Source organism: Pseudomonas sp. WC1 (assembly GCF_050586565.1).
Taxonomy (GTDB): Bacteria; Pseudomonadota; Gammaproteobacteria; order Pseudomonadales; family Pseudomonadaceae; genus Aquipseudomonas.
Genome location: NZ_JBOBDQ010000001.1, coordinates 161,053 through 175,032 on the forward strand (window position 1 = coordinate 161,053; position 13,980 = coordinate 175,032).

Annotated in this window: 14 protein-coding genes; 9 read left to right on the forward strand and 5 right to left on the reverse strand. The window is 64.1% G+C overall.

Annotated features, from left to right (window positions below):
- Window positions 1–136: 136 nt before the first annotated feature.
- The 3 genes from ACQ4OD_RS00690 to rpmE form a co-directional block, all read right to left on the reverse strand.
- Entirely contained in the window at window positions 137–1,405 is a 1,269-nt protein-coding gene (locus ACQ4OD_RS00690) for a malic enzyme-like NAD(P)-binding protein (RefSeq protein ID WP_046853841.1), read from the reverse strand.
- A gap of 179 nt (window positions 1,406–1,584) precedes the next feature.
- Window positions 1,585–2,406: a thermonuclease family protein gene (locus ACQ4OD_RS00695; protein ID WP_430943705.1), complete on the reverse strand. Its 822-nt coding sequence runs from the start codon at window positions 2,404–2,406 to the stop codon at window positions 1,585–1,587.
- A gap of 2 nt (window positions 2,407–2,408) precedes the next feature.
- Window positions 2,409–2,624 (reverse strand): 50S ribosomal protein L31, encoded by a 216-nt coding sequence (rpmE, locus tag ACQ4OD_RS00700; RefSeq protein ID WP_031315083.1) that lies wholly within the window; start codon window positions 2,622–2,624, stop codon window positions 2,409–2,411.
- 169 nt (window positions 2,625–2,793) lie between these two features.
- Between rpmE and ACQ4OD_RS00705 the strand changes: the two genes are divergently transcribed.
- From ACQ4OD_RS00705 to ACQ4OD_RS00715, 3 genes are all read left to right on the forward strand, one after another.
- On the forward strand, window positions 2,794–5,013 hold the full coding sequence (locus tag ACQ4OD_RS00705; RefSeq protein ID WP_198754704.1) for a primosomal protein N': 2,220 nt from the start codon (window positions 2,794–2,796) through the stop codon (window positions 5,011–5,013).
- Window positions 5,014–5,146: 133 nt separating this feature from the next.
- Entirely contained in the window at window positions 5,147–6,883 is a 1,737-nt protein-coding gene (gene argS / locus ACQ4OD_RS00710) for an arginine--tRNA ligase (protein ID WP_139674172.1), read from the forward strand.
- A gap of 1 nt (window position 6,884) precedes the next feature.
- Window positions 6,885–7,586: an SPOR domain-containing protein gene (locus ACQ4OD_RS00715; protein WP_102681779.1), complete on the forward strand. Its 702-nt coding sequence runs from the start codon at window positions 6,885–6,887 to the stop codon at window positions 7,584–7,586.
- 39 nt (window positions 7,587–7,625) lie between these two features.
- On the opposite strand, the gene ACQ4OD_RS00720 is transcribed toward ACQ4OD_RS00715, so the two are convergent.
- Window positions 7,626–8,051 carry an NINE protein gene (locus ACQ4OD_RS00720; RefSeq protein WP_102681780.1) on the reverse strand — a complete coding sequence of 142 codons (426 nt, stop codon included), beginning with the start codon at window positions 8,049–8,051 and terminating at the stop codon, window positions 7,626–7,628.
- A 157-nt stretch (window positions 8,052–8,208) separates the two neighbouring features.
- On the opposite strand from ACQ4OD_RS00720, the gene ACQ4OD_RS00725 reads away from it, so the two are divergent.
- Window positions 8,209–8,856 (forward strand): C40 family peptidase, encoded by a 648-nt coding sequence (locus tag ACQ4OD_RS00725; RefSeq protein ID WP_102681781.1) that lies wholly within the window; start codon window positions 8,209–8,211, stop codon window positions 8,854–8,856.
- A 50-nt stretch (window positions 8,857–8,906) separates the two neighbouring features.
- Here ACQ4OD_RS00725 and ACQ4OD_RS00730 read toward each other — a convergent pair whose 3' ends face one another.
- Window positions 8,907–9,899 carry a type IV pilus twitching motility protein PilT gene (locus ACQ4OD_RS00730; protein ID WP_430943706.1) on the reverse strand — a complete coding sequence of 331 codons (993 nt, stop codon included), beginning with the start codon at window positions 9,897–9,899 and terminating at the stop codon, window positions 8,907–8,909.
- 65 nt (window positions 9,900–9,964) lie between these two features.
- Between ACQ4OD_RS00730 and ACQ4OD_RS00735 the strand changes: the two genes are divergently transcribed.
- From ACQ4OD_RS00735 to metW, 5 genes are all read left to right on the forward strand, one after another.
- Window positions 9,965–10,651, forward strand: a complete 687-nt coding sequence (locus tag ACQ4OD_RS00735; RefSeq protein WP_430943707.1) for a YggS family pyridoxal phosphate-dependent enzyme — start codon at window positions 9,965–9,967, stop codon at window positions 10,649–10,651.
- A gap of 39 nt (window positions 10,652–10,690) precedes the next feature.
- The gene (gene proC, locus ACQ4OD_RS00740) at window positions 10,691–11,509 is read left to right on the forward strand and encodes a pyrroline-5-carboxylate reductase (RefSeq protein ID WP_198754708.1); all 819 of its coding nucleotides are present in this window, start codon (window positions 10,691–10,693) and stop codon (window positions 11,507–11,509) included.
- Between the two features lie 10 nt (window positions 11,510–11,519).
- Window positions 11,520–12,110, forward strand: coding sequence for a YggT family protein (locus ACQ4OD_RS00745; protein ID WP_023630880.1), 591 nt, complete (start codon window positions 11,520–11,522; stop codon window positions 12,108–12,110).
- An 88-nt stretch (window positions 12,111–12,198) separates the two neighbouring features.
- On the forward strand, window positions 12,199–13,338 hold the full coding sequence (gene metX / locus ACQ4OD_RS00750; protein ID WP_094011022.1) for a homoserine O-succinyltransferase MetX: 1,140 nt from the start codon (window positions 12,199–12,201) through the stop codon (window positions 13,336–13,338).
- Between the two features lie 7 nt (window positions 13,339–13,345).
- Window positions 13,346–13,966, forward strand: a complete 621-nt coding sequence (gene metW, locus ACQ4OD_RS00755; protein ID WP_110697353.1) for a methionine biosynthesis protein MetW — start codon at window positions 13,346–13,348, stop codon at window positions 13,964–13,966.
- Window positions 13,967–13,980: the final 14 nt, after the last annotated feature.

Below are 13,980 nucleotides of genomic sequence, written 5' to 3' on the forward strand. Positions count from 1 at the left end.
AGCAAGCCCTGACGCGATCGCCTTGAAAGGGATGACATTGAACTCCGCGTGAGCAGGCCTGCCCCGCAATAACCCAGGCCCAACAAAAAGCCCCGATTCCTGCGAGCCGGGGCTTTTTCATGACGCTACGACTGGATCAGCCGTTGAACACGTCATCCACGCTCTTGAGCGGGTAGTGCTTCGGATACGGCAGGGTGGCTACACCGGACTCGATGGCGGCCTTGGCCACGGCATCGGAAACCACGGTGATCAGGCGGGCATCCAGCGGCTTCGGAATGATGTACTCACGGCCGAACTCCAGGGCTTGCACGCCATAGGCTTCGCACACTTCCTTCGGCACCGGCAGCTTGGCCAGGTCCTTCAGGGCGATGGCGGCAGCGATCTTCATCTCTTCGTTGATACGCTTGGCGCGAACGTCCAGGGCACCACGGAAGATGAACGGGAAGCCCAGTACGTTGTTGACCTGGTTCGGGTAGTCGGAACGACCGGTGGCCATGATCACGTCGCTGCGGGTAGCGTGAGCCAGCTCCGGGGCGATTTCCGGGTCCGGGTTCGAGCAGGCGAACACGATCGGGTTGGCGGCCATCGACTTCAGGCCTTCGGCGCTCAGCAGGTTCGGACCGGACAAGCCGACGAACACGTCTGCGCCGTCCAGGGCATCAGCCAGGGTGCGCTTGTCGGTGGCGTGGGCGAACTGGGCCTTGTACTGGTTCAGGTCGTCGCGGCCAGCGTGGATCACGCCGCTGCGGTCGATCATGAAGATGTTCTCGACCTTGGCACCCATGCTCACCAGCAGTTTCATGCAGGAGATGGCCGCGGCACCGGCGCCCAGGCAGACGATCTTGGCGTCTTCGAGCTTCTTGCCGGCGATTTCCAGGGCGTTGATCATGCCGGCCGCGGTAACGATCGCGGTGCCGTGCTGGTCATCGTGGAAGACCGGAATGTCGCACTGCTCGATCAGCGTGCGCTCGATCTCGAAGCACTCAGGTGCCTTGATGTCTTCCAGGTTGATGCCGCCGAAGGTGATGGAGATGCGGCGAACGGTGTCGATGAAGGCTTGCGGGCTCTCCGACTCGACTTCGATATCGAACACGTCGATACCGGCGAAACGCTTGAACAGAACACCCTTGCCTTCCATGACCGGCTTGGAGGCCAGCGGACCGAGATCACCCAGACCGAGGATGGCGGTGCCATCGGAGATCACCGCAACCAGGTTGCCCTTGCCGGTGTACTTGTAGGCCAGCTCCGGATCACGGCCGATCTCGCGCACAGGCTCGGCGACACCCGGGCTGTAGGCCAGGGCGAGGTCACGGGCGGTGGCGGTTGGCTTGGAGAGCTCGACGCTCAGTTTCCCCGGACGAGGCTGAGCGTGGTATTCGAGAGCGGCGGTTTTCAGGTCTGACATGATGGGCATTCCGCTATTTACTGTTCTGACGGACCGCCGAGGATACGCAAAGAGCCGGGGGGCGACAAGACTGCCCGGTCACTATGTGTCAAGGCCTTTGGCCTACGACTTTACGCTATAACCCACGGGGCTTACGGGAGCCAGTGTGTACAATCCAATAGCAAAATGTCTACAACTATTTAGCCAGAAACAAGCGCCAACATGCTCGGATCGGTCAATGGCAACAGCCAGCGTCGCTGCCCAGGCTTGAGCCCGCCCTTGCGGGATCGATCCAGCACCCAGCCACGCGCCTCGACCTGGCGTCCCTTGAGGTTAGCGAAGAAGCTGGCGGGGAAGTGGCGCTGCAGACGAGCGGGAACCTGCAGGACCACGTTCTCGTCAAGCTCCAGCCAGATGCCGCTGCGATTACGCTCGATCCCGTTGATCCTGCCGCCGATCACCGCGAATCCGGATTGCCGCACCTCGCGCCCAGGCGTGACCGGTGATTGTCTCCACAGCCCTGCCCTGGCCTGGCGTGCCTGATGCTCGGCCTGCTGCTGGCAGCCTGACAGCTGCACGTTGGGTGCAATGCCCACCTGGTAGCCCAGGCCCTCGCTGAGCAGTTGTGCTTCCAGATTGTTACCAGTGCGGCCATAGATATGCGCCAGGATACGGCCGTACTTGTCCTTGGGTTCGACGCCCGGAACCAGCCCGACACGGCCATCGCTGGCCTTCACCAGCGCCTGCAGGCGCTTTTTGGCAGCCTCGGCATAAGGTTCGCTGGAGCGCCCCTTGCGGCCGATTTCGGGGGCGTTGATACCGATCAACCGCACGCTGCGCCCATCGCTCAGGCGCAAGGTGTCGCCATCGACCACGTGACGTACCGCCACCGCTTGCACCCTGTCGGGCATCGGGCAGAAGGCCAGGGCCGGGAAATGCCAGATCGCGGCCACAAAAAAGGCGCCCACAAGGGGCGCCTTCTTTTGCAACAGCGCGAACCCCGAAGGCTTCGCCATGTGCATGATTACTTCTTGGCACCGAACATGCCGAAGCGATCGGCGAACTTCTGTACGCGGCCGCCGGTGTCCAGGACTTTCTGCTTACCGGTGTAGAACGGGTGGCACAGGTTGCAAACGTCGATCGCCAGGACGCTGCCCATGGTCGAACGAGTTTCAAACTTGTTGCCGCAGCTGCAGGTGACTGCAACTACTTCGTAGTTCGGATGAATATCTGCTTTCATGGTCACTTCCTCGAGCTGCGTGCCGCCACCCAACACCTATTGTTGAATACCGCACGTAATTAGGCGGCGAATAATACCAGAGAGCGGCCGTAGCGCAAGTTGTCGCTTGCACCGACCGTCGTCTGCTAGGCTCGCCTGATTTGTGAAACGCCCTCCAGAGACCTTCCGCGTGTCCGACGTCATTCTGCGCCTTGCCCTGCCCTCGCCCCTGCGTCGCCTGTTCGACTACCGGGCGCCCGCGAGCATGGCGCGCCAGGCACTGACGCCCGGCATGCGCATCCGCGTGCCGTTCGGCCGCCGCGAGATGATCGGGGTGCTGGTAGAAGTCGCCGAGCACAGCGAAGTGCCTGCCGACAAGCTCAAGCCAGCCAGCGCCCTGCTCGACCCTGTCTCACCCCTGCCGCCGGCATTGTTCAAGCTGTGCCTGTGGACGGCCCAGTACTACCAGCACAGCCTGGGCGACACCCTCAACTGGGCCCTACCGACGCTGCTGCGCCAGGGCGAACCGGCCGAGGCACGCCAGGAACGCTTCTGGCATGTCGCGCCCGGTGCGCGCCTGGAAGACCCCCGCATCGCCCGTGCCCCGCGCCAGCGCGACGCCCTCAAGACCCTGTCGCAGCACCCCCACGGCGTGGCCCACAGCCTGTTGAGCAAGCTTGGCCTGAACAAAGACAGCCTCGACCTGCTGCTGGCCAAGGAGATGGTGGAAGTCGAAGTACGCCGCCACCTGCCGGCCGCGCGCCACGAGCACTGGCTGGCCCAACCGGAACTACCGCTCAACGAAGAACAGCGCGCTGCTTTCGAGGCTGTGCGCTCGGGCTTCGATGCCTTCCATGCCTACCTGTTGGCCGGCGTCACCGGTAGCGGCAAGACCGAGGTCTACCTGCAGCTGATCCGCGAAACGCTCGAGGCCGGCAAGCAAGCCCTGATCCTGATTCCCGAGATCAATCTCGGCCCGCAGACCCTGCAACGCTTCGAGCAGCGCTTCAACGCGCGCATCGCCCTGCTGCATTCGGCGGTGGGCGATCGCGAGCGCCTGGACGCCTGGCTGGCGGCACGTGATGGCGATGCGGACATCATCATCGGCACCCGTTCGGCACTGTTCACCCCGATGAAGAACCCGGGCCTGATCATCATCGACGAAGAGCACGACGGCTCCTATAAACAGCAGGAAGGCCTGCGCTACCACGCCCGCGACCTGGCCGTGGTGCGTGCGCACCAGGAGAACATCCCGATCCTGCTGGGCTCGGCCACACCGTCGCTGGAAAGCCTGCACAACGCCCACAGTGGCCGCTACGGCCTGCTGCGCATGAACCAACGCGCCGGCGGCGCCAAGGCGCCCCGCTTCCTGCGCCTGGACGTACGCAGCCTGCCACTGGACAGCGGCATCAGCGGCCCCTTGCAGCAGGCCATCCGCCAGACACTCGAGGCCGGCCAGCAGGTGCTGGTGTTCCTCAACCGCCGCGGCTTCGCCCCCACATTGCTGTGCCACGACTGCGGCTGGCTCTCCGAATGCCCACGTTGCGATGCGCGCATGACCGTGCACCAGCGCTCCGCCGTGCTGCGCTGCCACCATTGCGGCTACGACGAGCGCCTGCCGCTGCAGTGCCCGCAATGCGCCCACGTCGACCTGCGTCCCGTGGGCGCCGGTACCGAGCGTGCCGAGGAGCGTCTGAAGGTGCTGTTCCCGGATTACCCGATCCTGCGTGTGGACCGCGACAGCACCTCGCGCAAGGACGCCATGCACAACCTGTTCGCCACTATCCAGCGTGGTCAGCCGAGCATCCTGGTCGGCACCCAGATGCTGGCCAAGGGGCATCATTTCCCTCGCGTCACCCTGGTCGCGATCCTCGATGCCGACGGCGGGCTGTTCTCCGGCGACTTTCGTGCCGGCGAACACATGGCCCAGCTGATCGTCCAGGTGGCCGGCAGGGCCGGGCGCGCCGAGGAACCGGGCAAAGTCATCGTGCAGACCCACCTGGCAGACCACCCGTTACTGGTGCAATTGACCGAACAGGGCTACTTCGCCTTTGCCGAACAGGCCTTGAGCGAGCGCCGTGCGGCCGGACTGCCGCCGTTCGCCCACCTGGCACTGCTGCGCGCCGACGCGCACAAGCCGGGCCAGGCGGAAGGCTTCCTTGACGAAGCCTGCGCCGCTGCCGAGCGCATACTTGCCGAGCAGGGCCTGCACGGCATCGAGTTGCTCGGCCCTGTGCCGGCCCCCATGGAGCGACGGGCGGGCAGATTCCGTGCGCAACTATTGCTCCAAGCCAATGCCCGTGCCCCCCTGCATCGACTGATCAGTGCCTGGTTGCTAGTGTTGGAGCAGATGCCATCGGGGCGGCAAGTGCGCTGGTCGCTGGACGTCGATCCGGTCGACCTTTACTGACTGTTTGAGGTTTGGCGTAGGAGCGGGCTCGCCCCAAAAGGTTGGCAACCCGCCCCCGGCAACGGATAATGCCCAGTTTTTCCACCTGCGCATCGAAGCGCTCCACCGCGCTTGCGGTCGAAAAGAGAACCCCATGAAAGACACCATTCGCCAGCTGATCCAGCAAGCCCTCACCCAACTCGTCGCCGACGGTGTGCTGCCTGAAGGGCTGACGCCGGCGATCCAGGTGGAAAACGCCCGGGACAAGACCCACGGCGATTTCGCCAGCAACATCGCCATGATGCTGGCCAAGCCGGCCGGCATGAAGCCGCGCGACCTGGCCGAGAAGATCATCGCCGCCCTGCCGGCCAGCGCCGACATAAGCAAGGCCGAGATCGCCGGCCCCGGCTTCCTCAACTTCTTCCAGAACACCGAAGCGCTGGCAGGCCGCCTCGACGCTGCCCTGGCCGATGGCCATCTGGGCGTGCGCAAGGCCGGCCCGGCGGAAAAGGTGGTGATCGACATGTCGGCACCGAACCTGGCGAAGGAGATGCACGTCGGCCACCTGCGCTCGACCATCATCGGCGACAGCGTTGCACGGGTACTGGAGTTCCTCGGTGACGACGTCATCCGCCAGAACCACGTGGGTGACTGGGGTACCCAGTTCGGCATGCTCATGGCCTACCTCCAGGAAAACCCGATCACCAGTGACGAGCTGTCGGATCTGGAGAACTTCTACCGCGCGGCGAAGAAACGCTTCGACGAGTCCGAAGAGTTCGCCACCCGCGCCCGCGGGCTGGTGGTCAAGCTGCAGGCCGGTGATCCCGAGTGCCTGGCGCTGTGGACGCGCTTCAAGGACATCTCCCTGTCGCACTGCCAGAAGACCTACGAATTGCTCAACGTCAAGCTGACCATGGCCGACGTGATGGGTGAGAGCGCCTACAACGCCGACCTGGCCAACGTGGTCGCCGACCTCAAGGCCAAGGGTCTGCTGGTCGAGGACCAAGGCGCCCAATGCGTGTTCCTCGAAGAGTTCAAGAATGCCGAAGGCGAGCCACTGCCGGTGATCGTGCAGAAGGCCGATGGCGGCTATCTGTACGCCACCACCGACCTGGCCGCCGTGCGCTACCGCAGCAACAAGCTGCAGGCCGACCGCGCCCTGTACTTCGTCGACCAGCGCCAGGCCCTGCACTTCAACCAGGTGTTCGAAGTGGCCCGCCGCGCAGGTTTTGTCGGCCACCCGATGAAGATGGAACACATGGGCTTCGGCACCATGAACGGCGCCGATGGCCGCCCGTTCAAGACCCGCGATGGCGGTACCGTCAAGCTGATCGACCTGCTCACCGAGGCCAAGGACCGCGCCTATGCGCTGGTCAAGGAGAAGAACCCGTCGCTGGCCGAGGACGAGCTGCGCCACATCGGTGAAGTGGTCGGCATCGGCGCGGTCAAGTACGCCGACCTGTCGAAGCACCGCACCAGCGACTACAGCTTCAACTTCGAACTGATGTTGAACTTCGAGGGCAACACCGCGCCGTACCTGCTGTACGCCTACACCCGCGTGGCCGGCGTGTTCCGCAAGCTCGGCAAGGGCTTCGACGAAGTCGATGGCAGCATCGTCCTGCAGGCAGCGCACGAGCAGGACCTGGCCGCGCGCCTGGCGCAGTTCGGCGAAATCCTCAATAACGTCGCCGAAAAAGGCACGCCTCACGTGCTGTGTACCTACCTGTACGACCTCGCCGGCCTGTTCTCCAGCTTCTACGAGAACTGCCCGATCCTTTCTGCCGAAACCGCCGAACAACAGCAAAGCCGCCTGCGCCTGGCTGCCCTGACCGGTCGCACCCTCAAGCAGGGCCTGGAGCTGCTTGGCCTGGAAACCCTGGAGCGCATGTAAGTTGGCTGCAAAGAAAAAGCCCGCGCCCAAGCGCGGCGCCAGCCGCCACCAGCCACCCGCCAAGCAGCCGATCCCCGGCTGGGTGTGGCTGGCGGTCGGCCTGACCGTGGGGGCGTTCATCGTCTTCTTGATGAAACTCGAGCCCGGTGGCGCTGATATCAAGCGCACCAAGCCCGAGCAACATAAACAGGAGAAGGTCGCCGAAGCGAGCAAGACCACCACACCGACGCCCCAGCAACCGGTGAAGCCGAAGTATGACTTCTACACCCTGCTGCCGGAGTCGGAAGTAATCGTGCCGCCCGAGGCCGTGCCGGAGAAAACCCCGCCGGTGCCGGCGCAACCGCCCGTGCCAAGCACGCCGGTTACCCCTGCGGAAGCGGCGAAGATCGACACCGCCCGCGCCCAGGCCGCGCTGCTGGGCCAGACACCGCCACCGGCACCACCGGTGATCAAGCCAGCGGCCACGACCCAGTTCTTCCTGCAGGCCGGATCATTCCGCAAGCAGGCCGATGCCGACAAGGTCCGTGCGCAGATCATCCTGCTTGGCCAGGCGGTCAAGGTTGAGTCGGGCACGGTGAAGGAAGAGACCTGGTACCGCGTGATGGTCGGCCCGTTCAGCAACCGCGAACAGTTGACCGTGGCGCAGAAACAACTGGCCGGGGCAGGTTTCAGCAACCTGCTGCTGCAACAGCGGCGTCAGTAATGAAAAAGGCCTTGCCGCTCGTAGCGACAAGGCCTTTTTTCATACCCGGCGACGCTCGGCGTTGACCTGGGAAATCTGGCTGTTGAGCGTCCAGAAGTCATACAGCACGCCCAACAGGAACAACCCGCCGGTGAACAGGTAGATCAGCGCGCTGATCCACTTGCCCTGATACAGCCGATGCACGCCGAAGATGCCGAGGAAGGTCAGGAGTATCCACGCCAGGTTGTAGTCCACGCCGCCCGACTCGAAACGCATGTCGGCCTCACGGTCCATCGAAGGGATCAGGAACAGGTCGATCAGCCAGCCGATGCCCAACAGGCCCAGGGTGAAGAACCACAGGGTTCCGGTGATCGGTTTGCCATAGTAGAAGCGGTGCGAGCCGGTAAAGCCGAAGATCCACAGCAGGTAGCCGAGAACCTTGCTATGGGTGTCGTGCGAGGGGGCACCCTGTTGATAACCATTCATTCGAAGCCCTCGTGGGATAGCCGAAAATTTTCTAAGGAAAAATGTGACTTTTTCGTTTTGACCCGACATATGGTACGTGCTTGAGCGACCAACGGATCAGAATCTGATCAAAAAGCTGTTATAAAGTTGCGCGCCAACACTTATAAGAGCTTCATCTATGCCACCTTTTATCAAGACATGGCTGACCCTCTGCCTTTTGTTACCCCTGGCCGCCCACGCCACCAACCGTGAGCAACGACTTCCCAGCGGATTCACCGGCTATACGACCAACGCCGATGCCACGGTGAAACGCACCCCGATCCAGTATCGCAGCAGTTCCGTGCGAGCTCGCCCGGCCAACGCCGCCAAGCAGCAACAAGCTGTGGGCATGCAGGCCGTGGCCATGTCACCCAAACAGAGCAGCGAGGTGCTCAGCCGCGCCGTGAACGTACTGGGTACGCCCTATCGCTGGGGTGGCAGCAGCCCGAAGAAGGGCTTCGATTGCAGCGGCCTGGTCAAGTACGCGTTCAACGATGTGGCCGATGTCGACCTGCCGCGCACCTCCAACGCGATGGCTCAGGGCCAGGGCGTCAAGGTGGCCAAGAGCGATCTCAAGCCGGGCGACCTGATCTTCTTCAACATCAAGAGTCGCCGGGTCAATCACGTAGCCATCTACCTGGGCAACGATCGCTTCATCCACGCGCCACGCACTGGCAAGCGGGTGAGTATCGACAGCCTGGAAAAACCCTATTGGCAAAAGCACTACGTGGTCGCCAAGCGCGTCCTGCCCAAAAACCAGCAGACGCTGGCCCTGGCCAAGCGCTAGACCCTCAATCGCGGACTTGCTCCGCGATTGCCCCCCAGCATGCAGCAGTGCTAATCAACCAGCCCTTTCTGCCTGAGCGCCTGCATCGCCCCTTCCATCGTCCGCATTCCCAGCGCAGCACCCGCCTGCATCACCGACTGCAGCTGTGCCATGCGCCCCTCGCGAATCAGGTTGCGCACCGCCAGCGTCGCTATCAGCACCTCCCGTGCCGCGACCCTGCCGCCGCCCACCCGCCTGACCAGCACCTGAGCCACCACCAGGCGCAGTGATTCGGCCAGCATCATGCGCACCAGCGGCTTCTCCTCGGCCGCGAACACCTCCACCAGCCGGTCGATGCTGCTCACCGCCGAGCGGGTGTGCACCGTTGCCAGCACCAGGTGCCCGGTTTCTGCCGCGCGCAACGCCAGACGGATACTCTCCAGATCACGCAACTCACCCACCATGATCACATCCGGGTCCTGGCGCAGGGCACTGCGCAGCCCTTGGGCTAAGTCACGGCTGTGCACGCCGATCTCCCGCTGGTTGACCAGGCAAGCCTGGCCGCTGTGGATAAATTCGATAGGGTCTTCAAGGGTGATGACCTGTAACGCGCGTTCGCGATTGATCTGATCGAGCAGCGCCGCCAGGGTGCTGGACTTGCCGCTACCCGTCGGCCCGCCCACCAGCACCAGGCCATCCCGGCATTGCGCAACGACTTGATACACATCGTTCAGATCAAGTTCATCGAGGCTGGGAACCCGCGCCGGGATCAGCCGCACGCTTGCGCCCAGCCCATTGCGCTGGCGGAACAGGTTCAAGCGCAGGCGGCCCACGCCGGGCAAGCTCAGCGCCAGGTCCAGTTCATCACCGCTCAGCCATTGCCGCCGCTGCCGGTCATCGAGCAGGCCGGCCATTCCATGCTCCAGAGCTGCGCGGGTCAGCACCGGCACCGCCAGGCGCTGCAGCTCGCCATCCAGGCGCAGCAACGGCGGCTCACCCACGGCCAGGTGCAGGTCGCTGGCGCCCGCGGCCACGGCCCGGCCCAGCAGGTCGGTCACATCCATGAGACTCCCCAACGGCGATCAAGCAGGTAGAATGCCGCAGACCCCAGAACCGTCGGCGACGAACCATGTCCACCCTAGCAGACAACATTGGCGCCATTGCCACCCGCATCAACACCGCGGCCCTGGCAGCCGGACGCGATCCGGCCGACATCCAGTTGCTGGCTGTCAGCAAGACCAAGCCCGCCAGCGCCATCCGCGAGGCTCATGCCGCTGGCCTTCGCCACATGGGTGAGAACTACCTTCAGGAAGCCCTGACAAAACAACAGGCGCTTTCCGACCTGCCCTTGATCTGGCACTTCATCGGCCCCATTCAGTCGAACAAGACCAAGGCCATCGCCGAGCACTTCGACTGGGTACATTCCGTGGACCGCCTGAAGATTGCCCAACGCCTCTCGGAGCAGCGCCCCGCCGAGCTGCCACCGCTGAACATCTGCCTGCAGGTGAATGTCAGCGGCGAGGCCAGCAAGTCCGGTTGCTCGCCCGCCGAACTGCCAGCCCTGGCCCAGGCCGTGAACGTCCTGTCCGGCCTTCGCCTGCGCGGGTTGATGGCGATCCCGGAACCTACCGAGGACCGCGCCGAGCAAGAGGCCGCTTTCGCCACGCTGCGTGAACTGCAGGCCCAGCTCGGCCTCGGCCTTGACACCCTGTCCATGGGCATGAGCCATGACCTGGAAGCCGCCATCGCCCAAGGCGCGACCTGGGTCCGCATCGGTACCGCCTTGTTCGGCGCCCGCGACTACGGCCAGGCCTGATTCCATGCTTAACTCACTCTTCCCCCACAAGGACCCGACATGAGCAAGACTCGTATTGCCTTTATCGGCGCCGGCAACATGGCCGCCAGCCTGATCGGCGGCCTGCGCGCCCAGGGCCTGGACACCGCACTGATTCGCGCCAGCGACCCAGGTGCCGAAACCCGCGCACGCATCACGGCCGAGCACGGCATCGAAGCCTTTGAAGACAACGCCAAGGCTATCGATGGCGTGGACGTGATCGTCCTGGCAGTCAAACCGCAAGTCATGAAAGCGGTCTGCGAAACACTGAAGCCGAACCTGAAACCGGGCCAGCTGGTGGTTTCCATTGCCGCCGGCATCACCTGCGCCAGCCTGCAGGCCTGGCTGGGCGCGATCCCTCTGGTACGCTGCATGCCGAACACCCCGGCGCTGCTGCGTCAGGGTGTCAGCGGCTTGTACGCAACCCGGGAAGTCTCCATGGAACAACGCCGCCAGGCCGAACAGCTGCTGTCAGCCGTGGGCACCGCCCTGTGGCTGGAGCACGAACAGCAACTGGACGCCGTCACAGCCGTCTCCGGTAGTGGCCCGGCGTATTTCTTCCTGCTGATCGAAGCCATGACCGCTGCCGGCGAAAAACTCGGCCTGCCGCGCGAGACCGCCTCGCAACTGACCCTGCAGACCGCCCTGGGCGCCGCCCGCATGGCGGTTTCCAGCGACGTCGACGCCGCCGAGCTGCGTCGCCGCGTGACCTCGCCGGCCGGCACCACGGAAGCGGCGATCAAATCGTTCCAGGCCAACGGCTTCGAGGCCATCGTCGAAAAGGCCCTGCAGGCCGCGGCGAAGCGCTCGGCCGAGCTGGCCGAGAAACTGGGCAAATAAGGAGCCTTTGATGAATGCACTGTCCGGCGCCGCGATCTTCGTGGTGCAAACCCTGGTCAGCCTGTACCTGGTGATCGTCCTGCTGCGTTTCGTGCTGCAGCTGGTCAAGGCCGACTTCTACAACCCGCTGAGCCAGTTCGCCGTGCGCGCCACCCAGCCATTGCTCAAGCCGCTGCGCCGCGTGGTCCCCAGCATCGCTGGCCTGGATACCTCATCGCTGCTGCTGTCGATCATCATCCAGGCGCTGTTGATGGCCTTCGTGCTGATGGTCACCTACGGCACCTTCGGCGACGTCCTGCACCTGCTGATGTGGTCGATCCTGGGCATCACCTCGCTGTTCCTGAAAATCTTCTGGGTGGCCATGATCGTCATGGTGATCGTCTCCTGGGTCGCGCCGAACAGCCACAACCCGGCTGCAGAACTGGCCTACCAGATCAGCGAACCGGTGCTGGCGCCGTTCCGCCGCCTGGTGCCGAACCTCGGCGGCATGGACATCTCGCCGATCTTCGCCTTCATCGCCATCCAGGTGATCCAGTCGTTCCTCATGCCCCAGCTGGCGGCCTACGCCGGCATGCCGCAAGAGCTGTGGCGGATGATCTGACCCGGCCTGCATCCGGCGGCAAGCCTTTGCTTGCCGCTGGGGGTAGCGCTCTTTAGACTTACGCCTCCGTCAAGCGTGAGCAGGGTCGATGTCCACTGTCCTTCCCGAAGATTCCGTCGGTCTGGTAACACCGCAGATCGCCCGGTTCGATGAACCGCTGGCCCTGGCCTGTGGCCGCGCCCTGGCCTCGTACGAGCTGATCTACGAAACCTATGGCACCCTCAACAGCAGCGCCAGCAATGCCGTGCTGATCTGCCATGCGCTGTCCGGCCACCATCATGCCGCTGGCTACCATGCCGCCACCGACCGCAAGCCGGGCTGGTGGGACAGTTGCATCGGCCCCGGCAAGCCGATCGACACCAACCGCTTCTTCGTGGTCAGCCTGAACAACCTCGGCGGTTGCAATGGCAGCACCGGCCCCAGCAGCCTCAACCCGGCCACCGGCAAGCCCTACGGTGCCGATTTCCCGGTGCTGACCGTGGAAGACTGGGTGCACAGCCAGGCGCGCCTGGCCGATCGCCTGGGGATCCATACCTGGGCCGCCATCGTCGGCGGCAGCCTGGGTGGCATGCAGGCGCTGCAATGGACCATCACCTACCCGGATCGGGTGCGCCATTGCGTGGACATCGCCTCGGCGCCCAAGCTGTCGGCGCAGAACATCGCCTTCAACGAAGTGGCGCGCCAGGCTATCCTCACCGACCCCGAGTTCCACGGCGGCTCGTTCCAGGACCAGGGCGTGATCCCCAAGCGCGGCCTGATGCTGGCGCGCATGGTCGGCCACATCACCTACCTGTCCGACGACTCGATGGGCGAGAAGTTCGGCCGAGAGCTCAAGAGCGACAAGCTCAACTACGACTTCCACAGCGTCGAATTCCAGGTCGAAAGCTACCTGCGCTACCAGGGTGAGGAATTCTCCGGCCGCTTCGACGCCAACACCTACCTGTTGATGACCAAGGCCCTGGACTACTACGACCCGGCCGCCGCCCACGGCGGTGACCTGGCGGCAACCCTGGCCCACGTCACGGCGGACTACTGCATCATGTCGTTCACCACCGACTGGCGCTTCTCGCCGGCCCGTTCACGGGAGATCGTCGACGCCCTGATGGCCGCGCGCAAGAACGTCTGCTACCTGGACATCGACTCGCCTTACGGCCACGACGCCTTCCTCATCCCGACCCCCCGCTACATGCAGGGTTTCGCCAACTACATGAACCGCATCGCCGTTTGAGGACCCCATGAGAGCCGACCTGGAAATCATCCAAGACTGGATCCCCGCCGGCAGCCGGGTACTCGACCTGGGCTGCGGCAACGGCGAACTGCTGGCCTCGCTGCGTGAACGCAAGAACGTCACCGGCTACGGCCTGGAGATCGACGCCGACAACATCGCCGCCTGCGTGGCCAAGGGCGTCAACGTCATCGAGCAGGACCTGGACAAGGGCCTGGGCAACTTCGCCAGCAACAGCTTCGACGTGGTGGTCATGACCCAGGCCCTGCAGGCCGTGGAGTACCCCGACCGGATCCTCGACGAAATGCTGCGGGTGGGCCGCCAGTGCATCATCACCTTCCCCAACTTTGGTCACTGGCGCTGCCGCTGGTACCTGGCGACCAAGGGTCGCATGCCAGTCTCGGACTTCATGCCGTATACCTGGTACAACACGCCGAACATCCACTTCTGCACCTTCGAGGACTTCGAGAACCTGTGCCATGAGCGCAAGGCCAAGGTCCTCGACCGCCTTGCCGTCGACCACCTGCACCGTAACGGGTTGGGCGGCCGGCTTTGGCCTAATCTTCTAGGTGAGATCGGTATCTATCGGGTCAGCAGCCCGGGCCTGCAGGAGCATCAGCTCGCGGTCTGACCCTCAACGGAGGA